Source organism: Rhizobium sp. BK312, from assembly GCF_014193605.1.
Lineage (GTDB): Bacteria > Pseudomonadota > Alphaproteobacteria > Rhizobiales > Rhizobiaceae > Rhizobium.
The window spans coordinates 219,357-241,559 of the sequence record NZ_JACHZP010000005.1; the positions used below are offsets into that span (position 1 = coordinate 219,357).

Here is a 22,203-nt window from a genome sequence, read left to right on the forward strand (position 1 = left end):
ATCGCATTCGAATATCCGAACTGGGTTATGCCCACTCGCCCTTGCGCATGACGGGCACGCGCGAGCCATCGGCATTGATGCCGTCGATATCGACCTTGTCGGAACCGATCATCCAGTCGATGTGGATCAGGCTGGAATTGCCGCCCTGCGCCTTGATCTGCTCCTGGCTGAGCTTGGCACCGTCGATGAAGCACTTGGAATAGCACTGGCCGAGCGCGATGTGGCATGAGGCGTTTTCGTCGAAGAGCGTGTTGTAGAACAGGATACCGCTTGCCGAAATCGGCGAGGAATGCGGCACTAGCGCCACTTCGCCGAGCCGGCGTGCGCCTTCGTCGGTGTCGAGCACCTTGTTCAGCACTTCCTCGCCGCGCGTTGCCTTGGCCTCGATGATCCGGCCGCCTTCGAAGCGGACCTGGATATTGTCGATGAGCGTGCCCTGATGCGACAGCGGCTTGGTGGAGGAAACATGGCCTTCGACGCGCAGCGCATGCGGCGTGGTGAAGACCTCTTCCGTCGGGATGTTCGGGTTGCAGGTGATGCCGTTCTTGGCGGTGGAAGCGCCGCCGTGCCATTCATGGCCGTCGGCCAGGCCGACCGTCAGGTCGGTGCCCGGTCCCTGGAAATGCAGGGCGGAAAAACGCTGGCCGTTCATCCAGGCCGAGCGCTTGTGCAGATTGGCATTGTGCTCGGCCCAGGCAGCGATCGGATCTTCGACATCGACGCGTGAAGCCGAGAAGATGGCCTTGGCAAGTTTTGCCACCGCGATCGCCTCCGGATCGTTCGGGAAGACGAGCTTTGCCCAGGAGGGGTTCGGATAGGAGACGATGTTCCAGTTCGTGTCGAAATTCGAGATCTTTTCGAGCGCCGGCTTGTAGGCGGCCGAGTTGGCGCGGTTGGCGCGCGCCACCTTGTTGGGGTCCTGGTTGGACAGGAGCATCGGATTGTCGCCGGCAATCGCGAGGCGTGCCGTATTGTTGGAGAAGGCCTTGGCCATGCCTTCATAGAGCCATGTGGCGGCGCGGTCGAAGCTCGCATCCTGGCCGCATTCGTAGCGGGCAAGCGTCGTTTCTTCGTCGGAATAGAAGGTCGAGACGAGGCCGGCACCGGCCTTGTAGGCCTCGCGCGTGATCAGCCGCACCAGCGGCATCGCCGCGACCGGCGCTGTTATCAATAGATCCTGGCCTGCCTGCAGCTGCAACCCGACCCTTACGGCTACTTCCGCAAGCTTTTCCAGCTTGGCGTGATCGACGGGATGATGGTTGGGGATGGCTGACGTCATGACAAAACCTGCTTGGCTGATATCGAAGATGGTCTGAAGACTTAGACCGGTTTGCGGCGAAATTGAAGGCGCTTTGTCCGATCTTGCAGATCGTCAGGCAATCAGGGGCGCGGCCTTGGCTTTGAGAGCAGTCAACGCATCCTGAGGGCTGAGGCGCACCTGCAGCCCGCGCTGGCCCCCGTTGATATAGACGTACGCTTCGGTCATAGCCTGCGCCTCTACGGCGGTCGGTACAAGCTTCTTCTGGCCGAAGGGGCTGATGCCGCCGACATGATAGCCTGTCAGACGCTCGGCATCGGCAGGCTTCATCATGTTGGCCGATTTGCCACCGAAGGCCGCTGCGAGTTTCTTCATGCTGACCTCGTGATCCGAGGGCACGACGGCGCAGACCGGCTTTCCGTCCACTTCGGCCATTAAGGTCTTCAGCACGCGATGCGGCTCTTCTCCGAGTGCCTCTGCCGCCTGCAGGCCGACACGCTCCGCATTCGGATCGTAGTCATAGGCATGCACGGTGAAGGCGACCTTCGCCTGGGTCAGCACTTGCGTGGCGCGGGTGGTTTTGGACATGGCTTGTCTCTACGCTGTCTTGCCGAATGCAGCCGCATAAATATCCGGCTTGAATCCCACCAGCAACTTTCCGTCCGCTTCCAGCACGGGGCGTTTGATCATCGAAGGTTGCGCCAGCATCAGCGCCATGGCCTTTTCCTTCGACAGATCGGCCTTGTCCGCGTCCGGCAGTGCCTTGAAGGTCGTGCCGGCGCGGTTGAGCACGACTTCCCAACCGGCTTCCTTCGTCCAGCGCTCCAGATGATCTCGGTCGATGCCGGCTGTCTTGTAGTCGTGGAAATCATAGGAGATGCCATGGCCCTCGAGCCAGGTCCGGGCCTTCTTCATCGTGTCGCAGTTCTTGATGCCGTAAATGGTGATCGTCATGTCGAATCCGTCTCTTGCTGTCTGATAGCGCATATCATGCGAACAACGGCGTATGAAAGCCGATCACGGGGCGAAGCCGTTCTCTCTTCCGTTGCAGTCGCCACCCATCATCCTATAAATATGCAGTGTGCATATTTATAGCGCGGGTTGGAGCATGGCGACGGACAAGGAAATGTTACGGCTGGAGAATCTTTTCGGCGCCATGAGCCTCGCTCTCGTGGACAAGATGGAAAAGGCCTTCACGGATGAAACCGGCCTCGGCCCGAGCGCAATCGCCGCCATCGTTCAAATCGGCACTGAGCCTCGCCTGACAATCGAGACCTTGCGTCGAATGATCGCGCTCTCCCATTCCGCCACCGTGCGCCTCGTCGATCAGCTGGTGGCGTCCGGTCTCGTGCTGCGGGCCGGCGGTGTCGACGGCGATAAGCGCGCCCGCTCGCTGCAGCTCACGGAGAGGGGGCGCGCGCTTTTCAAGCGCAGCCTTGCCGCCCGCCGTGCGGTCATTCAGCGGGCCATCGCAGTGCTAGGGCCGGAAGAGGCGATGCAGTTCGGCCATCTCGTCGAAAAACTGCTGCCGGCCTTGGTAGATCTCGGCGATGACCAGGATGTGGTCTGCCGCGTTTGCGATCAAGGCGTTTGCGACCAGGATCGCTGCCCGATTGCCTTCATGACGTAGTCCGGGACAGAGGGCTTGACATCTTCATCATATATATGCACACTGCATACATATGTTTCGAAGGACGGTAGTTGCCGCCTTCGATGATCTGACATTGCCTGCATCAACTCGATCGGAGGCATGATCGCGATGGAGAATCGTTCAATTCTTGCCCGGCTAATGGGTATCTGTCGTGCTGCTCTTGCAAGCGCGTCATATCGCGTGGGTCGCTTCGGCATTCTTCTGCGGGAATCAGCAGCGATCGCCTTCACCATGCGCTGCAAGGTGATCGATCGCCGCTAAGAAAAATCAATCCTCAAGTGTTCCCGGCTTGCGGGCGACGGAACTCGGCTTATCAGCGCCGATCTTCATTAAGTCGCCGCGCCGGCGCACCAGCCGATCCGATACGCGGGTGACGATCAGACCTGCTTGCGGCGCCCGGACGTCGATGGTCCCATCCGGCATACCCGGGGCGGTGATGATCGTTGCCAGCAGATCACCTTCTTCAACGCGCTCGCCGATATTGCGATGGAAGAGCACGGTGCCCGCCTGCGGGGCACGGATCATCTCGACATTGTCGAGCGGCACGGCCGGGCCATCGAATGCAGGAAGTGCAACGCTGTCATCACGGACTGCGCCGCGCGCGGCCAGGAAGCGCCAGAGCCCTTCGGCATCGTTCTTTGCCATCTCGGGATAGACATCGCGGGTGCCGCGCAATTCCACGGTGACTGAAAGCTTTCCCGGCAACCTTGCCTTCTTTTCCCCCGGCACTTCGTATTTCCAGGCGAAGCTGACGGCCTCCTCGAAGGCCGAGCTTTCGCCATCCGACAACAACACGGCATCCATCTTGAGCGCCGCGGCAAGGTCGGCGGCTTCAGGCCAGAATGCCTCGTCGATATAGGCATATTGCAGGGATTCGTCATCGCAATGGAGGTCAATCACCAGATCGGCACCGAGCGCCATATGGATCAACTGGCGCTTCAGCCGGTCGACGGCGGGGTAGCGTTCCAGATTTTTGATGAGGAGATTGCGGTCGCGCAGCGAGATCAGCGGAAAGTCGCGGTTGAAGTTGGTGCGCGAGCCCAAGTCGAAGCGCCCTTGCATCTCGCCGAAATGCGATTGCGCCGCGCCGATCGGATTGGCATGCGGCACCACGACGATATCGCTGAGGATCGCGCCTTCGGCTTCCGCTTTCCGAAGTCGCTCGCAGAGGAAATGCACCAAGGCAGTTCCCGGCAGTTCACCGGCGTGCAATGCAGCCTGGATGTAGATCTTCGGGGTATCCGTCTTGTTGCCGGAAAAATGCAGGACGGGCAGCCGCCAGGCGATCCCCGGAGTGTCACCTTCGATGACGATTTCGGTGACGTTCATGGGCGGGCCTCCTGCTGATGATAATCAGAGACCCATATCAAGCCCTGCAGGCAATCCGCAACCGTTTGTCACCACATGCCAGAATCAGGACCGGGGACAAACAGCGCCAAAATAGCTTTCAGCGGCTGCCATTCCTGCGCAGGCAGAAGCTCAGGATCAGGCTGAGCAGCACCGCACCAACACCGAAGGTGAAGGGTGCCGCATAGCCAAGATGATCCGCGAACAGGCCGGCGATCGGGCCGGTCGAACCGAGCGACACGTCGAGAAAGATCGAATAAAGCCCGAGCGCGACGCCGCGGTTCTGCGGCGGGATGCGCTCCATGGCCTCGTTGCCAAGTGCGGGGAAGACGGGCGCGAAGCCGGCTCCGGCGAGAGCCGCGCCGATGATGGCAACGGTCGGAGATGGGGCAAAGGCAAGCGCAGCCAGGCCGACGATCTCGATGACAAGGGAAATACGCACCAACGGCAGGCCCCCGAAACGGGCGACTGCCTGCGCAAGACCCAGGCGCACGCCCATGAAGGCAAGGCCGAAAGCGCTGAGCGCAAAGGAGGCGCCGTCCCAGCCGCGGCTATGGAAGAACAGCGCGACGAAGGCCATGACGACGCCGAAGCCGCTCGAGGCAAGCGCAAGCGCGACGCCGTACGGTGCAACGCGGCTCAGCACCTGGCCCGTGCCGATACCCTTTTCCTTGACGCCGGGGACCGGCGGCCGCGTTTGCGCTAGCATGAAGCCGGCAACCGCAAGGATGATGGTGACGACGCCGATGGCGAAGAAGCCGTATTGCCCTTGCAGCCAGGCGCCGAACGGGGCGGCGAGCGCAATGCCGCCGTAGGTGGCAATGCCGTTCCAGGAGATGATGCGGACTGTTTCGCGCGACCCCATCAGACCGATCGCCCAGGTGATCGCCGCCGTGCTCACCCAGCTCTCGCCGATGCCGAGCGCCAGCCGCCCTGCAAGCAGAAGGGCGAGGCTTGCCGCCGGGACTTGGATCGTAAAAGTGGAAGCGATGGTGAGTGCGCCCGACAGACCATAGGCCAGGAAGCCCAGGAAGACCGAACGGCGCGGCCCGTATTGATCGCAGAGCCGGCCGACATGGGCGCGGCTGACGATGGTCGCCACATATTGCGTGCTGACGGCGATGCCGGCCCAAACAACGCCGAAGCCGAGGCTGCTGTCGACATAGGTCGGCAGAACCGCAAGCGGCAATCCGATGGCAAGGTAGCCGAAGAATGTCAGCGCGACGATCGAGATGAGAGACAGGGTCGAGGTGGACCGGATGGTCTGGGAAGCAGTGTTCACGGGATGTCGCCTGCGGGCACCGGCAGCGGTGTCCATGCTGTTTGCCACGAAGGAAGCGGATTCGGATCGGATAGCAGTGACGGCGAAGGCCTGAGGGCCGTGCGTCGCCATGGGTAATGGCTATCAGGCAACAGCGGGCGAGGTCAATGAATTGCTGCCTTGCAGCAAAAGCCATTGACGGGATGAATTGATTGTGCGTGGGCGATTGTCCATGGGGCGTGCCAGCGGCGTAAACCCATTCTCCCCGAAGGAAGAATGGGCAAAAGGCATCACATCGTTAGTATGACGCTGGCCGTCGTTCTTCCTGCTTCGAGGTCGGCATGGGCTCGGGCGGCATCCTTCAGCTCGTATTCCGCGCCGATCGGGTTGACGAGCCCGGCCTGCAGCGCGGCTATAAGCGCCGTGGCGCCTTCGCGGTAGAGTTCGGGATCGTTGGCATAAGCCAACACGCTCGGACGCGACAGGCCGATCACGCGGGGCGCGGTCAGCTCTTCTATCTTGATCGGCGGAATAGGGCCACTGACCTGCCCGAGGCTGGCCACCATGCCGAAGGGACGCACCGCAGCAAGCGTCTGTGACAACATGGTCCCGCCGATCCCGTCGACGGCAAGATGTACGCCACGGCCGTCGGCAATGCGACGCGTTTCGGCGACCCAATCCGCGGATGTATGCAGGAGAACCGCGTCCGCGCCTGCTTCCTGGGCGATGCCGACCTTGGCTTCGGATCCCACAGTAGCGACGACCTTCGCGCCAATCTTTTTGGCAAGACGCGTAACGAGTTGGCCGAGCCCGCCGGCGCCCGCATGCACCAGCACCCACTCGCCCGCCTTCACGGGATAGGTCTTTTGCAGCACCATCTGCGCCGTTAGTCCGCGCAGCATCGTGCTGCCGGCAACCCGCTCGCTGACGCCATCGGGTAATTTCACCAGCCGGCTTGCAGGCAGCGTGCGCATCTCGGCATAGCTGCCGATCGGATGACCGATATAGGCGACACGGTCGCCGACCTTCAGATCGCCGACATCGGCACCGAGCGCTTCGATAATGCCTGCACCCTCAAAGCCCAACACATTGTTGCCGGGTTGCAGCGGGTAAAGCCCGGAACGGACGTATATGTCGACGAAATTGACGCCGGAGATGCTTTGGCGGATTCGTGCCTGGCCGGGACCGGGTTCGACAGCAGGGAGATCGACGGCTTTCAGGACTTCGGGGCCGCCGGGGCTGGTAATGGCAATCGCTAGGGGCATGGGGAAATCTCCTTTCGGACGATTTTTGACCATGAATCGCTGTGCGAATAAATTCGGTATGAACTCACCATATCTGTGCAATAATGCACCAATGATCGACTGGCAGGACCTTCACCATTTCGCCGCTCTCGCTCGAGCCGGCTCCCTCTCTGCCGCGGCGCGCGAGTTGGGGGTCGACCACGCAACGGTCGGCAGGCGCATTGCGGCGCTGGAACGTGCGCTCGATCTGCGTCTCATCGATCGGCGGCCACGCACCTCGCCCTTGACGGTCGATGGCCGCGCCATCGCCGAACTGGTGGCGGGTATGGAGGAAAATGTCGAGGCGATCAGGCGTTATTCGAAAAGCGCTGTCTCCGGGCTTTCCGCTGCAGTCAAGGTCAGCGCACCGCCGTCGATCGCTGCTCATCTCCTGGCGCCGAAAGCCGCGCTGTTTCATACCCATCATCCGAACATCACGCTGACCATTGCCGGCATTGCACGCAGCGTCGCGCTCAATTCCGGCGAGGCTGACATCGCCGTGCGCATGATCAGGCCGGAGGAAAGCGATCTCTTGGTCCGGCGTATCGGCGCCATGCGCTTCGGTCTCTACGCGATCCCGCCCTTAGCGCAAACGCCAGAGGAGGACTGGGTGTTCATCGGCTATGATGCGGCGATGGAGCATCTGACCCAGCAAACCTGGCTTCGCAGTCTGCTGAATGGTCGTCCGATCGTCTTCCGCGCCACCGATGTTTTCGGCCAGCTCGAGGCCGCTCGTGCCGGACTGGGGGTCGTGGCGCTTCCGAGATTTCTGGGCGATCGCGAGGCAGGATTGGTGCGCCTGCCGACGGAGATCCCGTCACCGACGCGCGACCTCTGGCTCGTCACCTATCCCGATCTCCGTCGCTCGCCTGCCATCCGTGCGGTTATGGACTTCGTTGCGGATGTGGTCGGTCAAAGCTGTCCCTTGCGGGACGCCTCGGACAGCGCCGTATAAGTGCCGAATCCAACCCGTATTTTTCTGTTGCGGCCTCGTGGCGAATCTCTATCCATAGATGGATGGACCACACTTACGGTCGGTGATCGATGACGAAGCTGGGCAGTTGGTTCCTGGTGGACAGGGCGGATCTGGTCGCGGGCATATCGGTTGCCGGACTGATGCTGCCGGAAGCGGTCGCTTACGCCGGCATCGCCGGCCTGCCGCCGCATCGTGCGATCCTCGCCGGCATCGTCGGATGTCTCATCTATGCCATATTCGGCCGCAGCCGCTTTGCCATCGTCTCCCCCACATCCTCATCCGCTGCCATTCTCGCCGCCACATTGGCCGTCGTGCCGGGTGATGTGACGATCAAGGCGGGGCTTGCCACGGTCGCCGTGGCGCTCGCCGGCATTCTTTTCGTCATCGCCGGTACCTTGCGCCTCGGCGGCATTACCGGTTTCATCTCGCGGCCGGTCCTGCGCGGCTTCGCACTCGGATTGGCGATCACCATCATCCTGCATCAGCTGCCGATCCTCGTTGGTGTGCCTGTGCAAGGCTCGAATATCTTGGCTTACGCGACCGCACTCTTCGGCGCTGTCATGCAGTGGAACCTGATCAGTGTCGCGGTAGGCGTGGTCGCGCTAGCGGCATTGTTGCTGCTGAAGCGATTGCCCGGCATTCCCGCCGCCTTCTTTGTGCTGGCTGCCGGCATCTTCGCCTCCTATCTGTTCGGTCTGGAAGGCCATGGCGTCAAGCTGGTCGGCCCGATCGAGATCCTGCCGCAATGGCCCTCGCTGCCGGACGCCGGCTGGGCTGCTTATTCGCGGCTGGTGCAATTCACCGTGCCTCTTGTCCTCATCCTCTTTGCTGAATCCTGGGGCACGATGCGTGCACTCGCCCTGCGTTATGGCGAGACGCTGGAGATCAATCGCGAGCTTGGTGCGCTGGGCGCCGCCAATATTGCCAGTGCCGTCGTTCAGGGTATGCCGGTCGGTGCGGGTTTTTCCGCAGGCTTCGCCAGTGAGGCCGCGGGGGCAAAGACGCGGGCGACGACCGTTTTCGCTGCAATCGGCTTGGCGATCCTGATTGCCTGTGCGGGACCACTGGTGGCGCTTCTGCCGGAGCCGGTGCTGGCCGCCGTCGTGATCGCGGCTCTGACGCATGCGCTCGACCCCAGCCCCATCCTGCGGCTGCGCCGTCTGCGTCGCGATTTCTACGTGGCACTGGGCGCCGCCGTCGGCGTGCTCGCTTTCGGCGTGCTCAATGGCATGCTGCTGGCAATCGCCCTTTCGCTCGCTGCCATGATGCATCGCTTGGCATCCCCGTATATCGCCCGTTTGGGACGGCTCGACAACAGCCATGACTTCGTCGATGTCAGCAGGCATGACGACGCCGCCGAGATACCGGGCATCGCCATCTGGCGCCCCGGCGAAACCCTGTTTTTCGGCAATGCCGATACGATCTTCGGCGAGATATTGTCCGGCAGCCGCAGTGAAGTCGGATTGCGGGCCGTCATCCTCAGCCTGGAGGAAAGCTCCGATATCGACAGCACGGCGATGGACGCCTTGATGGAGTTCGACGGCGCCATGCAGCGCGCCGGTCTCCGTCTACAGTTTGCTCGGGTGCATGACCGGGTTCGCGATCTCATGACGGTCGCGGGCGTCGCCGATGTCGACAAGCGCTGCAGCTTCAGCGTCGATGATGCCGTGGCGGCTGTGATGGCGACAGTTGAACCTGTTCCGAAACCGTAAGCGCCAGATTTAGAATAATGGCCAATGCCAGACATGGCCATGTTCGCCGTCGCCTTGAAAGCTGTTGACCAGCGTGAACGTTTTGACCGTCCAAGCGATCGGCGCTTCCAAAATCACTTCGGAAAGAATGTGGTTGCAATAAAACAGCGTCATGTGAGGTTGGAACGATTTGGATATGCCGCTTTCGAAGCCCATGCTTTGCATTGCAGCATCCAATTCTCGGCGAAGTGTCGCTAGTCCCTCGTTTCCGTCCCTGCACCAGAGTACATATTGACGGTTGTTGCCGTTGCCGAATGTGCCTGCCCGATCGAATATTAAGGGAAACGATTTTAAGCAAATGGTTGACCCGGCCTCCAACGCAGCGAAGGTGGCTTCTTCCTGCGAGCGGGAGACAATATCGATGGGATAGATAGAGGCATGGTAAAGATCCTGCTTTCTCGCTGTGCGCATCAACCTGTTTCGTCGACTTTGGTCGACGGTCATTTCAGCGGCCAATCTAGCGATTTCCGGGTCTGGCAACGCGGCAAAGTAGAGTGCTTGCCGGCGTTTTGGCGGGCTTTTACCCTCGCGATTAATAGGCGGTTTGCCGAGATTAAATGACAACTGATCGACATGCTGCATGGCTTTATTCAAAGCCGGTTTGGCTCTGCCTCCTTTTGTTTTCCGATCTCCAAAGCATATGCCTCAATGGCTATGATTTCAAGAACAAAACAAGAACACTTAGAATGGCGACATCCCTCGTTTCAAAAAGCGATCGAATAAAAGGACGACCTGATCTGTTCATTCCAGGTTCGGGCATGCGTGCCCATTTTCACTCAAAGGAATCACGATCATGTTCACCAGATCAGTCTTTGCGGCCGTTGTTTTCGCTCTCATCGGCTTTGGTATCGCTTCCTGCTCGACATCCGGCGAGCGCAATAGTGGTGGCGGCATGACGCTGAACGCTCCTCCAACCGGCGGCGGATATTGATATCCGCGCTCGCGATTGTCTCAGAGCCGCGCCGCCGACATCAAAACGGTGGCAATTCTCCTTCCTCGCAAGAAACGGGTTGAATTCGACGCTTCCGAGGACGATTTTCATGGCAAGTGGAAACACGGGAGGTTTCGTCATGAACGAGACAAGCCAGAATTACCTGATCTTCGAGACCGCCGGCGGCTTCTGCGGCATTGCCTGGAATGATGTCGGCGTGCTGCGTTTTCAATTGCCGACGAAGGATGCGGGCGCGACCGAGCGCCTGCTTCTGCGCCGTTTGCCGAATGCGCAGCCCGGGACCCCAAGCGCGGACATCGCGGCAGTGGTTGCCAAGGTGAAGCGCTATTTCGCGGGCGAGGAGATCGATTTTTCCGACGTCACGCTCGATCTCGGCGAGCAGGATGCCTTTTTCAGGCAAATCTACGATGCCGCCCGACAGGTCGGCTGGGGCCACACGACGACCTACGGCACATTGGCCAAGCAGCTTGGCGCAGGGCCGGAAGCTGCGCGCGATGTCGGGCAGGCCATGGCGAAGAACCCGGTGGCGTTGATCATTCCCTGCCATCGCGTTCTGGCGGCAGGCGGCAAGATCGGCGGTTTTTCCGCGCCGGGCGGTTCCAACTCCAAGGCTCGCATGCTGGAGCTGGAAGGCGTTCAGCTCGCGCCGCCAAAACCGGTGCAGCAGTCGCTGGGGTTTTAGGCCACAAAGCGGCCCGAGGAGTAAGCAAGATGGACCGGGAGGGCGGTTACTGAGTGAAACCGCTCTGTTCAATCGCCCATTTCACCTCGCGATAGTGCTCTGTCAGTTTCGCCAGATCGAAGGCCCTGTTGAGGCCGCTCGGGTTCGGTACCACCCAAATCGAAGCGCCCGCAAATTTTTCCGCTTGCCGCCCCCATTCGACATTGGCCCGCAGGCTGATGGCGGCATAGGCCGCTTTGCCGAGAAACGCCAGATTGGCCGGCGTGAACTTCCTGATCTTTTCTTCGAGCACTGGAGCGGCGGCAATATAATCGCTCCTTTTCAGCTCGCTGGCGCTTTTCGTCGGGCGGGAGACCGCCGATGTCAGGCCGAGGCCATATTGCAGCATCTCGCGCTCTTCCTCCGCCCGCAGCAGGCGAGGGGTGAAGCCGGCAAGGTGCAGGACCCGCCAGAAGCGGTTGCTGCGGCTCGAGAAGTTATGCCCGTCGCGATGCGCGGTCAGCGCGGGATTCAATCCGCAAAAGACCACGGAAAGATCAGGTGCCAGGATTTCGGCAAGCCCGCTTGCTTGCTCCGGTATGTCTATCGGCTCATTCAGGGTCTTCGTTGGGGCATCATCCTGCATCTCGGATTTCCTGCGAAAGCGGCGGCGAGCGCGCCGCCTTCGTCACGCTAGCCGATAAGCGCCCGGGCGGCCAAGGGATAAGAGGCCTGATCCGCCCTTGCCTGCCCGAATCCTGCCGGCCTTCACGCATCACACAACAGTGGGCGGGCCGAACCACGTGGTCAGCGCCTCCGGAAGCTCCAACTGGGTCTCCTCTCCAACCCAGGCAACATATCCATCCGGCCGTATCAATACCGCAGTGGGTGCATCAACCGCGCCGATCGCTGGAAGCTCCCACGGCCCGGCATATTGGGCGTTGATCGATTGCACCCGATCCGCCCAAGGGGCGATATCGAAGCTCTCGGGCACGCCAAGATTGAGCAGCACAGGCTGGCCTCCGTGCAGCAAGAGCCGCAGCGGACCATGGGCGGCGGTGAGGTCAAGATCGGGCATGCGGCGGCCGAGCAGCGGATGTCCCTCGCCAAGATCGTAGTGGATATCCAGGCCGGACATCATCGCGGCGTAGCGCCGGCGCGGCTCATCCATGGCGAGGCATTCGGCCATGGTCTCACGGAGGATCTGCGTGCGGTCGTCGGGGCGGCGGAGCGCGACCGAGACCAGGATATTGCGCAGCACCCGGGCAGCGATCGGATGACGCTCGGCGTGATAGGTATCGAGCAGGCTTTCCGGCGATATACCCTTGATCACCTGGGCCAGTTTCCATCCGAGGTTTACGGCATCCTGCACACCGATATTGAGACCCTGTCCGCCATCCGGGGGATGGATATGCGCGGCGTCCCCGGCGAGCAGCACACGGCCCTTGCGATAGGATGCTGCCTGTCGCACTGCATCCGTAAATCTCGAAATCCAGTGGGGGTTATGCGCACCATAATCGGTGCCAAAGACGGCGATAAGAGCGTCGCGGAGATCGCTGAAGCTCGGCTCGCTCGAGGTTCTCAACTGCCGCTCCGTCAGCATCACGCCGATCGGCCCTGTCTTAGGATAGATGACCTTGCCGTCGCGGATTTCGTATTCGAACCTGCCGAGGGAATGCATGCCGAGCGCATCATGACGAATGCCCAACTCCGGCTCATCGGTCATGTCCACCTCGGCGATGAGATTGCTGACGGTCGCATCCCATCCCGGAAAATCGATGCCGGCCGCCTTGCGAATCAGGCTGCGCCCGCCGTCGCATCCAACGAGATAATCCGCTCGCAGCGTCGTCCCGTTGGACAATTGAACATCGACGCCATCATCGTCCTGCGCGAAGCCGGTAACCTCCATGCCGTAATGGATCGGCACGGTGAATTCGCCGACCCAGTCGGCAAGGACGCGCTCTATGTGTTTCTGGCGCAGTCCCAGGCCATAATTGTGTCTGGTGGGAAAATCGCTGATATCGAGGCGCACCGAGGCGAAACTTGCCACCTGCGCTATATGTCCTTGTGAAAGGAACCGATCGGCAATGCCGCGCTGGTCGAAAATTTCGATGGTGCGCGCATGTAGACCGCCGGCGCGCCAGCCGACAAGCTCCTGATTGGCACGCCGCTCGATGATCGCGACGTCTATACCCGCCAAGGCCAATTCGCCCGCCAGCATGAGCCCTGTCGGACCGGCGCCGGCAATAACCACCGCATGTTTCGTAACAGTCATGTTCATGTCCATGCTCCCGCTTTTCGGTTTGCGCCGGCATTTGTACGGGAGGAGCCGGGTCTTGACGCAAGTCCCTTGTGCGCCACATATGTAGACTAGAGAGAGCGAATATCTGCTCTCGTGGTCGAATATCGACCTGCGAAATCCCTCACGAAACAGCTGCCTCCCCATCCAATAAGATATTTGATCCGCGCCCTAACGCGTTGTTATTGTGCACTTTGGAACCAAAGGTCGTGCGAGATCGTTTGTCTTTGACTTTATACGACGCTGACGTCGTGCCCGGCCGGCTGGGTAAGCGGCGCATTTGAGGAGCAGCTCATCATGAATATTTCATCTGGATTTCGGTCGGTCGCGGTTGCCGCCATCGCTGCCGCAGGAATTGGCTTCGCCAGCGCGGCACATGCCGATAGCGGCACCATCCGCTTCTCCGTCTACAAGGCGGCTTTCTTCGTCGGCGGCTCCGGAGGCGAGGGCACCTTAACCTTCCACGGCAAGCGCTATCCAATCTCGATTGGCGGCATTTCGGGCGGTCTCGCCTTCGGTGCCTCCAAGACCTATTTCCAGGGCACTGTGCGCAATATTCGCCGCGCCCGGGATGTGGCCGGCGTCTACGGCGCTGCCGGTGGCGGTGGCGCGGTGGGCAAGGGCGCCCAGATGATCGTCATGACCAATGACAAGGGTGCCAAACTCGAGCTCACGGGCAGGCAGGTCGGCCTGCAGGTCAATGCCGATATCAGCGGCCTGAGCGTCACAATGAAATAAGAGCGCGTTCAGCTCTGATAATTATTGCCCGAAGGCCTGATCTGCAGGAATGGCGATCAGGCCTTCGTTGCGAAGCAAGCTACCCATGAGGGCGAAGTCGATCGCATTCCGCGGGTCTTAGGGAATCAATGCTCTCAAGCCAGCATCGACTGTTGGGCGAAGATCCCCGCCATCGTGCCTTGCCATGATGCCGTGGTGACCGAGGGGATGAGGGGGTTGGTGAGGTCCCCTGCGGCGTAGATGCCGGGCATGCTGGTCTCACGGCGCTCGTCGACCTTGAGGACGATGCCGAGGGGCGTGGCGGCCGTGGCGAGGCCTAGTGGTTCATGCAGGCTTGCAGACGGCTTGTTGCGCGGATGGGCGAACAGGATGTCGACCGCGACATCGGGGCCGGTATCGAGCTTGACGGTGGCGCCATGGACCCCGTGACGGGCGATTTCAGTGATCCGACCATCGATGATAGGTGTGTTGCGACGCTCCAGATCGGCCCGGATATCGGGCGGAATGTCGTGACCATCGGCGAAGACTGTCAGCTTGTCGGTCCAGTCGTGGAACAGCCTGACCTGATTATGCGACTGCGGGCCGGACCAGACGAGGCCCCAATGCTGGCCGGCGACTTCAAAGCCGTCGCAATAGGGGCAGGGCACGATGGACGTGCCCCAGCCTTCGGAAAAGCCCGGAACAGCAGGCATCTGGTCGGTGATGCCATAGCTCAGGATCAGGCGGCGCGCCCCAAGGCTTTCGCCATCGCCAGTGAGGACGGAGAAATCGTCGATGGTGCCGGAGACGCCGTCGGCCCGGGCATTGACCAGCTTGATCGTGGGATAGCGCGCCAGTTGCTGCCGCGCCTCGGTCAGGATGTCCAGCGGCGGCTTGTGATCGTGGCCGAGCATACCATGCGAGTGGCCGGCGAAGCGATTACGCGGCAGGCCGGTGTCGAGAACGGTGACCTTGCGGCGGGCACGGCCGAGCTGAAGGGCGGCTGCGAGGCCAGCAAAGCTGCCGCCGATGATGATGACGTCATCCATGGTGATGGGCTCCTTGTTGTGGATGGAAGAGGATGGGCCGGACTTGGCGGGCCGGGGCGCGGGCGATGCCGATGGCGGAAAGCGCCGCGGCCAGCTTCAGCAGGGTTCGTCGCTGCATGGATCTCTCGCAGTTCAGGCCGTCGATCGTCCGACAAATGCGCTTGCGTATTTTAGATACTACATGGTATCGTAATTCAGCCATTACGATACTGTCAAGGACCATAATTGCCGTGAACGAAAACAGTCAGGGCCGGCGCGGCCGGCCCGCCAACGAGACGCTTGGCCAAACCATAGTCGTCGCCGCGGGCGAACTCTTTGCAGAATTGGGTTTTCAAGCGACGACATTGGACAAGGTCGCCCAGCGAGCGAAGATATCCAAGCTCAGCATCTATCGGCACTTCGAGAACAAGGAGGCGCTGTTTGGCGCGGCGTTTGCGGCCCGCTGCCAACAGTTAATACCACAGGCCCTTTTTGAAGGCGTCGACGGTTCGGCGGAAGATCAGCTCATGGCGGTGGGATCGTCGCTGCTTCGCACGCTGTTGCGCCCTGACGTCCGCAATGTCGAAGCCATGGTCATGGCCGATATGACAAGTCAAAAGTCGTTGAGCAAGCTCCATTACGAAGCCGGCCCCGCCCATATCATCGCCCAAATCGAGGCCCTGTTACGTCAGTTGCACGCGAAGGCGGTTCTGAACGTGCCCGATCCTCTCCGGTCCGCCCGCTTGTTTGCCGCGCTTTTCAAAGGCTCCGATCTCCTGATTATCGCACGCTTCGATGAGGCGAGAGCAGAGGACGACAACGAGATCGAATCCTATTGCCGGTCGGCCGTCGCCATGTTCATCGCCGCGCACGGGGGCAACGACCACGCGGGGGGATAGCCTAGACGGGCCGTGAAGGACGATGACGCAACCAATAACGCCCGCTTTTTTTGGGCGACGCCATTCAAGCGCCGCTCAAATGGACGAAGCAGGCGCGGCAGCGAAAATTGGCGCTTAGACTGCGCGATCACCACCGTTCCCCCTCACTCCCATTCGATCGTGCCGGGCGGCTTCGAGGTGACGTCGTAGACCACGCGGTTGATGCCGCGGACTTCGTTGATGATGCGGGTCGCGGCGCGGCCGAGGAATTCCATGTCGTAGTGATAGAAATCCGCGGTCATGCCATCGACGGAGGTGACGGCGCGCAGCGCGCAGACGAATTCATAGGTGCGGCCATCGCCCATGACGCCGACGGTCTGAACCGGCAGCAGCACGGCGAATGCCTGCCAAATGGCATCATAGAGGCCGGCCTTACGGATTTCATCGAGATAGATAGCATCGGCTTCGCGCAGGATTTCCAGCTTCTCGCGGGTGATGCCGCCTGGGCAGCGGATGGCGAGGCCGGGGCCGGGGAACGGGTGGCGGCCGATGAAGCTGTCGGGCAGGCCGAGCTCCTTGCCGAGCGCGCGCACTTCATCCTTGAAGAGTTCCCGCAGCGGCTCGACGAGCTGCATCTTCATGCGCTCCGGCAGGCCGCCGACATTATGGTGCGACTTGATGGTGACCGAAGGGCCGCCGGTGAAGGAAACGCTTTCGATCACGTCGGGATAGAGCGTGCCCTGGCCGAGGAAATCGGCGCCGCCAAGCTTCTTGGCTTCATCCTCGAAGGTTTCGATGAAGAGCCGGCCGATGATCTTGCGCTTCGTCTCGGGATCGGAAACACCCTCGAGCTCGCCGATGAAGCGGTCGGAAGCATCGACATGGATCAGATGCAGATTGTAGTGCTCGCGGAACATGGCAACGACGTTTGCCGCCTCGTCCTTGCGCATCAGGCCGTGGTCGACGAGGATGCAGGTCAGCTGATCGCCGACAGCCTCGTGGATCAAAAGCGCGGCGACGGAGGAATCGACGCCGCCTGACAGAGCGCAGATGACGCGCTTGTCGCCCACCTGATCACGGATCGCCTGCACTGCCTTGGCGCGATAGGCCGACATCGACCAGTCGCCTTTGATGCCGGCGATGTTGTGGATGAAGTTGCCGATCAGCTTGGCGCCATCGGGCGTATGCACGACTTCCGGATGGAACTGCACGCCGTAATATCTACGCTTCTCGTCGGCGATGAAGGCATAAGGCGCGTTCGAAGACGTGGCGACGACTTCGAAACCTTCCGGCAGCATGGTGACGCGGTCGCCGTGGCTCATCCAGACCTGATGGCGCGAACCGTTCGACCACAGACCTTCGAAGAGGGCACAATCCTTGTCGACTTCCAGGAAGGCGCGGCCGAATTCACGGTGGTGACCGCTCTCGACCTTGCCGCCGAGCTGCATGCACATGGTCTGCTGGCCGTAGCAGATGCCGAAGACCGGGATGCCGCTGTCGAAGATGATCTGCGGCGCCCGCGGCGAGCCTTCGTCCACGGTCGAGGCCGGACTGCCGGAGAGGATCACGGCCTTCGGCTGCAGCCGCTTGAAGCCGGCTTCGGCGGATTGGAAGGGGACGATTTCGCAGTAGACGCCCGCTTCGCGCACGCGCCGTGCGATGAGCTGCGTCACCTGGCTGCCAAAATCGACGATGAGAACGGTATCTGGATGTGCTGTCTGGGTCATGGCGAGCCTTTAATGAAAAGCGCTTTCCCTGGCAATCGGGCAAATCACGCAAACGGCGATTTTATTGTCCCGATTGTCCTACATTCTCTGTCTTCTTCGCAATTCCGGACGGAAAACCGCCATGCACTTTTCCTGGAAATGCTTCGGTGGTTTCCAGTCCCTCAAAACCAGAATACGCCGTCTTCGAGCGCCGTAAACAGCCCATCGACCGCGTAGGAGAGTTTGCGGTCGATCACATGCAGATATTCCGTCCAGTCGGAAATGTGCTGAAGCTCCACCTTTCCGTCGGAAATGCCACGCAGGCCGATCAGCGGCAGGCCATAGGTCTGGCAGGCGCGCAGCACGGCGAAGGTTTCCATGTCAACCATGTCGGTGCCGATGCGTTCATAGGCTTCGGAGCCGGAGACGATGTTGGCGCCCGTCGAAAGGCTGCCCTCGGCAATGGTAGGGATACGTAGTGGCAATTCGATCGTTGCAGGCAGATCGAGGAAGGGCGTGCGGCCCTTCTCAAAGCCGAGCGGCGAGGCATCCATGTCGCGGTAGGAAACCGAGGTGACCTGGTAGACCTCCGTCTGCTCCAGCTTGGCGGAGCCGGCTGAGCCGAGCGACACCACGAGATCGGGAAGGTCGCCCTGCGCTTCGAGCTGCGCGAAGGCGCGGGTGAGCACAATCGCGGCCTCCACGGGGCCGACGCCCGTCATCAGCGGATCGATGCGCGAGCGTAGGAAGGGTCCATATTCGGCCTCGGCCGCCATGACGAACAGGATCGATTTGCCCGATACCCGTTTCAGTTCGAATTTCATCCGCTAATTCCCTCTCTGCCCCGGATGACCATCATCGTTCCCGTCATCGAGGCGATCAGCTTGGCCGGTCCGTCGCCGATGGCATAGCCGCGGCCGTCGGCGACGATGATCGTCGTGCCAGGCTTGGTGACATCGCCCCGAAACAGGAAGCGCTCGCCGCGCCCGGGCGACATCAGGTTGACCTTGAATTCGATCGTGAGGATCGACGCGGAGGGATCGATGACGCTGTAGGCCGCAAAGCCGCAGGCGGAATCCAGCGCGGCGGCAATGATCCCGGCATGCAGGATTCCGTGCTGCTGTGTCAGCTTCACATCGAACGGCAGCTCGATTTCGACCGTACCATGCTCGACGCGCGTCAGTTCCGCACCGATCGTTGCCATCGCCGCCTGTCGCGCGAAGCTCGTTCTGATGCGGGTCCGAAAATCGCCGCCGGTCCCCGTGTCATCTGCCCCTGTCATGCCGTCCCCTTCTTTCGCGGGTGCGAAATTGGCATGGAGAGGCCATTTGGACAAGGGTTATCCGATGGAAAAAGGAAAGCGCCCCAAGCTGCTGTGCCGGCACCGAATTTCCCCGATCAACTCGCCGTGCTACCCGACGCAAGGAAGCTTGTCGTGAGGACACAGATGACCACGATTTGGCAACTCGCAGCCGCCGATGAGAGCTGGATGCGGACGCAGCTCGCTGCCGATCTGGTCGATCAGTGCCCGGCGGCTTCCAAGATCAGATGGGCAATCGTGTCGGGGTGCGAGATCAGCGAGAGGTGGCTTGCCTTCACTTCGATGGTCTTGGCGCCCATACGCTTGGCCATAAAGCGTTCCAGATCCGGATTGATCGTTCTGTCTTCGGTGGAAACGGCATACCAGCTTGGCTTGCTGTGCCAGGCGGCCTGAGTGGTCTTTCCAGTCAGCAAAGCCTTCTGGAAGGGCTGCTGCACGGCATAAAGCACTTCGGCCTTGGCCTTGGGCAGGTCGCCGGCGAAGTCGCGCAGGAAGGCTTCCTCGGTGAGCCGTCCTTCGTCGCCGTCGAAGACGATACCGGCCGAGGCAGGGGGCGTCGGATATGTCTTGGCGAGCGCCGTATAATCTTCGCCGGCATCCGGTGCGCGGGCTGCGACATAGACGAGCGCCGAAACCTTCGGATGAACGCCGGCTTCCGTCACTAACATGCCGGAGAAGGAATGGCCGACAAGGACGGTCGGGCCGTCCTGGCGGTCGAGCACGCGCTGTACCGCCGCGACGGCTTCGGGGAGAGTCGTCAACGGGTTCTGCACGGCCGTGCAGTTCAGCCCCTTGGCCTGCAGCCGGGCGATGACCTCCGTCCAGCAGGAGCCGTCTGCGAAAAGTCCATGCGCAAGAACGAAGTTGCGGACCTTTAAGGGCGCGGAGGCAGCCGCGCCCGTGGTCGAGCTGCCGGCGGCCATGCCACGCGTGGACATGAGGGTGGCGGCGGCACCGGCAACAATGGCGGTCGCGAAATTTCGTCTGGTCATCATCATCGTGATACCTATCGTTTAGAGATAAATTAGCACCAGAAAGCAGTCGTGCCGGATGCCGGAACGGTAAAGCTTCTGAAATTTTGTATGTCTCGGGGACGGCATCTGCCCGGATCCTACGGATCAAAAGCCCCATCTGCATTCCGATTCGGCGTCAAGCTTGCCTTGTGTATGCAAAAGCAAGCTCAATGCCTATCTTTGTATTCTTCATATCGACTTCAGTCAATAATTGTATGTGTAACGGTTGCGTGATAGATAAATTGTATGCAAAACTCGGATTGAAGTGATATTTTGCATACAAGTCGCAACGGATGTCGGAGAATTGGGAACGATGGATGGACTAGATGGTGCGGCCGACGATCGTGAGTTGTTGTCCGACCGCATTCGCAATGCGCTGGAAGATGAGATCGCGACCGGCAAGCTTGAGGCGGGCGCAGCACTGGACGAACAGCAACTGGCCGATCGTTTCGGTGCCTCGCGCACGCCGGTTCGCGAGGCACTGAGGCAGCTGTCGGTAAGCGGTCTGGTCGAAATGCGAGCGCGGCGCGGGGTGGTCGTTGCCCGCATGACGCCTGAACGCATCATGGATATGTTCGAGACGGTTGCCGAAATCGAATCGATGTGTGTAAGGCTCGCCACTTATCGCATGACGCCGCTCGAGCGCAGCCACCTGATCGAACTGCACGATTCATCTGAAACGCTTGTGAAAACAGGAGATTTCGATGCTTACGATGTGTTCAATCGCGCCTTCCATGAGGCGATCTATCACGCCACCCACAACAGCTTTCTTGCCGAGCAGGCGATCATGATCCGCAATCGCCTGGCGGCCTTCCGCCGGGCTCAATTGCAGCAGGAGCAGCGGCTCGATCGATCGCGGGCGGAGCATGAAGCCATTATGCAGGCGATAGCCGAAGGGGATGGGGAAATGGCGTCGCGGCGCATGCGGGCACATATGCTCAATGCAGCGACGGCGTTGCGGCGCTTCATTGAAGCCAGCAAGCTTATTTAGGCAGTCCAGCCAAAGTCCGGATCAGCCGCGGGCGATGCGGACGATGTGCTGATCCCAGGCGACATCGTTGCGTTCGCCCAGAAAGTTGCCGTCATAGGACGAGACGGCAAAGCCATGTCGGGCCGGTGCGATGCCCGCCGCATCGGCGATGCTTTCCACCTTCAGCACCTTGCCGGTCTTCGCATCCAGCGTCACCGAAGTCCCTTCGACCGGCGATGTGACACCAACGAGATTCTCGGCACGGTTGACTGCGATGGCGCCGACATAATTGCCAAGCGCCCGCGTCGTCTCGTCGGGCAGGGTAACGAAGGTCAGGTCCTCGCCCCTGGCGAAATGGCCGATAAGCGGCGGCAGGTCGTTGCGGTGGCCTTCGTACTGGCAGGCGAACCAGACGCGGCCGCTGGCGTCGATATCGACATGACGTGTCGAAACCTGAGCATATTGCGACGGCAGTGTGTGCTTCTCGATCAGCTGGCCGCTCGCGGCGTCGACCAGCGTCAGCGACGGTTCCATATGGTCGAGGTTGAGCTTGGTACGGCCGAAATCCGGATGGGTCTCGATGCCGCCATTGGCGACGATCAGGAACCGGCCGTCATCCGAAACCGTCATGTCGTGCGGACCGACGCCATAGGTCTCGTATTCACCGACGCGGGCAAACCTGTTGCCAGCATCATAGAGCCCGATGATACCGCGATTATCGTCGAAATCGTTCTCGCTGGCATAGAGCAGTCTGCCATCAGGCGAAAACGTGCCGTGTCCGTAGAAATGCCGACCTTCTCTGGCGGAAATGACGATCGGCTCGGCCTTGTTCCAGGGATCGAAAATCATCGCGTAGATGCCGGGCCGGCGCGCGAAGGCGACAGTCTTGCCGGTCGCCTTCGAAAAGGCCATGCCGTGGGCGCGTGCGGGCAGGGCGACCTGATCGATGATGCGCCCCTGTTCGGTCACCGTCGCCACTGCAAAGGAGCCGTCGGCGGCGCGGATGCCGGAGGCATAGACCGCATCGGCCCGCTCCAGCGCCATCAAGGCACCGGGCTTGAGCGCCGCAAGGAAAGTCAGTCCCGCTGCCTTGACGAAAGCTCTCCGATCGATGAGGCCGCTGCGCATCAT

At 61.0% G+C, this 22,203-nt stretch carries 24 protein-coding genes; 8 read left to right on the plus strand and 16 right to left on the minus strand.

Annotated features, from left to right (window positions below):
- Window positions 1–25: 25 nt before the first annotated feature.
- From FHT85_RS15915 to FHT85_RS15925, 3 genes are all read right to left on the minus strand, one after another.
- Window positions 26–1,279, minus strand: a complete 1,254-nt coding sequence (locus FHT85_RS15915) for an aminopeptidase (protein WP_112409760.1) — start codon at window positions 1,277–1,279, stop codon at window positions 26–28.
- A gap of 93 nt (window positions 1,280–1,372) precedes the next feature.
- A complete protein-coding gene (gene ybaK / locus FHT85_RS15920; RefSeq protein ID WP_112409761.1) occupies window positions 1,373–1,846 on the minus strand; it encodes a Cys-tRNA(Pro) deacylase in 474 nt (157 codons plus the stop codon).
- Window positions 1,847–1,855: 9 nt separating this feature from the next.
- Window positions 1,856–2,212 (minus strand): ArsC family reductase, encoded by a 357-nt coding sequence (locus tag FHT85_RS15925; RefSeq protein WP_112409896.1) that lies wholly within the window; start codon window positions 2,210–2,212, stop codon window positions 1,856–1,858.
- A 154-nt stretch (window positions 2,213–2,366) separates the two neighbouring features.
- Here FHT85_RS15925 and FHT85_RS15930 point away from each other — a divergent pair, with 154 nt between their 5' ends.
- Window positions 2,367–2,888 carry a MarR family winged helix-turn-helix transcriptional regulator gene (locus FHT85_RS15930; RefSeq protein WP_112409762.1) on the plus strand — a complete coding sequence of 174 codons (522 nt, stop codon included), beginning with the start codon at window positions 2,367–2,369 and terminating at the stop codon, window positions 2,886–2,888.
- A gap of 288 nt (window positions 2,889–3,176) precedes the next feature.
- Here the strand turns inward: FHT85_RS15930 and FHT85_RS15935 are convergent, their stop codons facing one another.
- The 3 genes from FHT85_RS15935 to FHT85_RS15945 all read right to left on the minus strand — a co-directional run bounded on the left by FHT85_RS15935 (window position 3,177) and on the right by FHT85_RS15945 (window position 6,782).
- The gene (locus tag FHT85_RS15935; RefSeq protein ID WP_112409763.1) at window positions 3,177–4,238 is read right to left on the minus strand and encodes a succinylglutamate desuccinylase/aspartoacylase family protein; all 1,062 of its coding nucleotides are present in this window, start codon (window positions 4,236–4,238) and stop codon (window positions 3,177–3,179) included.
- A gap of 118 nt (window positions 4,239–4,356) precedes the next feature.
- Complete coding sequence (locus FHT85_RS15940; protein WP_112409897.1) at window positions 4,357–5,538, minus strand: MFS transporter; 1,182 nt, start codon at window positions 5,536–5,538, stop codon at window positions 4,357–4,359.
- A gap of 269 nt (window positions 5,539–5,807) precedes the next feature.
- Window positions 5,808–6,782 carry a quinone oxidoreductase family protein gene (locus FHT85_RS15945; protein ID WP_112409764.1) on the minus strand — a complete coding sequence of 325 codons (975 nt, stop codon included), beginning with the start codon at window positions 6,780–6,782 and terminating at the stop codon, window positions 5,808–5,810.
- Between the two features lie 91 nt (window positions 6,783–6,873).
- Here FHT85_RS15945 and FHT85_RS15950 point away from each other — a divergent pair, with 91 nt between their 5' ends.
- Together FHT85_RS15950 and FHT85_RS15955 are read left to right on the plus strand one after the other, a co-directional pair.
- Window positions 6,874–7,755, plus strand: a complete 882-nt coding sequence (locus FHT85_RS15950; RefSeq protein WP_112409765.1) for a LysR family transcriptional regulator — start codon at window positions 6,874–6,876, stop codon at window positions 7,753–7,755.
- An 89-nt stretch (window positions 7,756–7,844) separates the two neighbouring features.
- Window positions 7,845–9,488 (plus strand): SulP family inorganic anion transporter, encoded by a 1,644-nt coding sequence (locus tag FHT85_RS15955; RefSeq protein ID WP_112409766.1) that lies wholly within the window; start codon window positions 7,845–7,847, stop codon window positions 9,486–9,488.
- A gap of 9 nt (window positions 9,489–9,497) precedes the next feature.
- Here FHT85_RS15955 and FHT85_RS15960 read toward each other — a convergent pair whose 3' ends face one another.
- Window positions 9,498–10,109 carry a 2'-5' RNA ligase family protein gene (locus FHT85_RS15960; RefSeq protein WP_112409767.1) on the minus strand — a complete coding sequence of 204 codons (612 nt, stop codon included), beginning with the start codon at window positions 10,107–10,109 and terminating at the stop codon, window positions 9,498–9,500.
- A 211-nt stretch (window positions 10,110–10,320) separates the two neighbouring features.
- Here FHT85_RS15960 and FHT85_RS15965 point away from each other — a divergent pair, with 211 nt between their 5' ends.
- Both FHT85_RS15965 and FHT85_RS15970 read left to right on the plus strand, forming a co-directional pair.
- The gene (locus FHT85_RS15965; RefSeq protein WP_162700908.1) at window positions 10,321–10,458 is read left to right on the plus strand and encodes a hypothetical protein; all 138 of its coding nucleotides are present in this window, start codon (window positions 10,321–10,323) and stop codon (window positions 10,456–10,458) included.
- Window positions 10,459–10,597: 139 nt separating this feature from the next.
- A complete protein-coding gene (locus tag FHT85_RS15970; RefSeq protein ID WP_112409768.1) occupies window positions 10,598–11,161 on the plus strand; it encodes a methylated-DNA--[protein]-cysteine S-methyltransferase in 564 nt (187 codons plus the stop codon).
- A gap of 46 nt (window positions 11,162–11,207) precedes the next feature.
- Here the strand turns inward: FHT85_RS15970 and mug are convergent, their stop codons facing one another.
- The gene (mug, locus tag FHT85_RS15975) at window positions 11,208–11,786 is read right to left on the minus strand and encodes a G/U mismatch-specific DNA glycosylase (protein WP_112409769.1); all 579 of its coding nucleotides are present in this window, start codon (window positions 11,784–11,786) and stop codon (window positions 11,208–11,210) included.
- Window positions 11,787–11,915: 129 nt separating this feature from the next.
- Entirely contained in the window at window positions 11,916–13,421 is a 1,506-nt protein-coding gene (locus FHT85_RS15980; RefSeq protein ID WP_246780007.1) for an FAD-dependent monooxygenase, read from the minus strand.
- Between the two features lie 315 nt (window positions 13,422–13,736).
- On the opposite strand from FHT85_RS15980, the gene FHT85_RS15985 reads away from it, so the two are divergent.
- Window positions 13,737–14,177: a hypothetical protein gene (locus tag FHT85_RS15985; RefSeq protein ID WP_112336759.1), complete on the plus strand. Its 441-nt coding sequence runs from the start codon at window positions 13,737–13,739 to the stop codon at window positions 14,175–14,177.
- A 134-nt stretch (window positions 14,178–14,311) separates the two neighbouring features.
- On the opposite strand, the gene FHT85_RS15990 is transcribed toward FHT85_RS15985, so the two are convergent.
- Together FHT85_RS15990 and FHT85_RS30830 are read right to left on the minus strand one after the other, a co-directional pair.
- The gene (locus FHT85_RS15990) at window positions 14,312–15,205 is read right to left on the minus strand and encodes an NAD(P)/FAD-dependent oxidoreductase (RefSeq protein WP_112409770.1); all 894 of its coding nucleotides are present in this window, start codon (window positions 15,203–15,205) and stop codon (window positions 14,312–14,314) included.
- Window positions 15,198–15,323 carry a hypothetical protein gene (locus FHT85_RS30830; protein WP_281412961.1) on the minus strand — a complete coding sequence of 42 codons (126 nt, stop codon included), beginning with the start codon at window positions 15,321–15,323 and terminating at the stop codon, window positions 15,198–15,200. Before FHT85_RS30830 ends, FHT85_RS15990 begins: the two co-directional genes overlap by 8 nt.
- 112 nt (window positions 15,324–15,435) lie before the next feature.
- Between FHT85_RS30830 and FHT85_RS15995 the strand changes: the two genes are divergently transcribed.
- Window positions 15,436–16,083 carry a TetR/AcrR family transcriptional regulator gene (locus FHT85_RS15995; protein ID WP_112399659.1) on the plus strand — a complete coding sequence of 216 codons (648 nt, stop codon included), beginning with the start codon at window positions 15,436–15,438 and terminating at the stop codon, window positions 16,081–16,083.
- A gap of 143 nt (window positions 16,084–16,226) precedes the next feature.
- Here the strand turns inward: FHT85_RS15995 and guaA are convergent, their stop codons facing one another.
- From guaA to FHT85_RS16015, 4 genes are all read right to left on the minus strand, one after another.
- On the minus strand, window positions 16,227–17,789 hold the full coding sequence (guaA, locus tag FHT85_RS16000) for a glutamine-hydrolyzing GMP synthase (RefSeq protein WP_112399658.1): 1,563 nt from the start codon (window positions 17,787–17,789) through the stop codon (window positions 16,227–16,229).
- A gap of 161 nt (window positions 17,790–17,950) precedes the next feature.
- On the minus strand, window positions 17,951–18,592 hold the full coding sequence (locus FHT85_RS16005; protein WP_112336756.1) for a 5'-methylthioadenosine/S-adenosylhomocysteine nucleosidase: 642 nt from the start codon (window positions 18,590–18,592) through the stop codon (window positions 17,951–17,953).
- Entirely contained in the window at window positions 18,589–19,050 is a 462-nt protein-coding gene (locus FHT85_RS16010; RefSeq protein WP_112336852.1) for a PaaI family thioesterase, read from the minus strand. Before FHT85_RS16010 ends, FHT85_RS16005 begins: the two co-directional genes overlap by 4 nt.
- A 239-nt stretch (window positions 19,051–19,289) precedes the next feature.
- Window positions 19,290–20,087 carry an alpha/beta hydrolase gene (locus FHT85_RS16015; RefSeq protein ID WP_112409772.1) on the minus strand — a complete coding sequence of 266 codons (798 nt, stop codon included), beginning with the start codon at window positions 20,085–20,087 and terminating at the stop codon, window positions 19,290–19,292.
- Between the two features lie 328 nt (window positions 20,088–20,415).
- Between FHT85_RS16015 and FHT85_RS16020 the strand changes: the two genes are divergently transcribed.
- Window positions 20,416–21,093, plus strand: coding sequence for a GntR family transcriptional regulator (locus FHT85_RS16020; RefSeq protein ID WP_112336754.1), 678 nt, complete (start codon window positions 20,416–20,418; stop codon window positions 21,091–21,093).
- A 21-nt stretch (window positions 21,094–21,114) separates the two neighbouring features.
- On the opposite strand, the gene FHT85_RS16025 is transcribed toward FHT85_RS16020, so the two are convergent.
- A complete protein-coding gene (locus FHT85_RS16025; RefSeq protein WP_183774187.1) occupies window positions 21,115–22,203 on the minus strand; it encodes a DUF1513 domain-containing protein in 1,089 nt (362 codons plus the stop codon).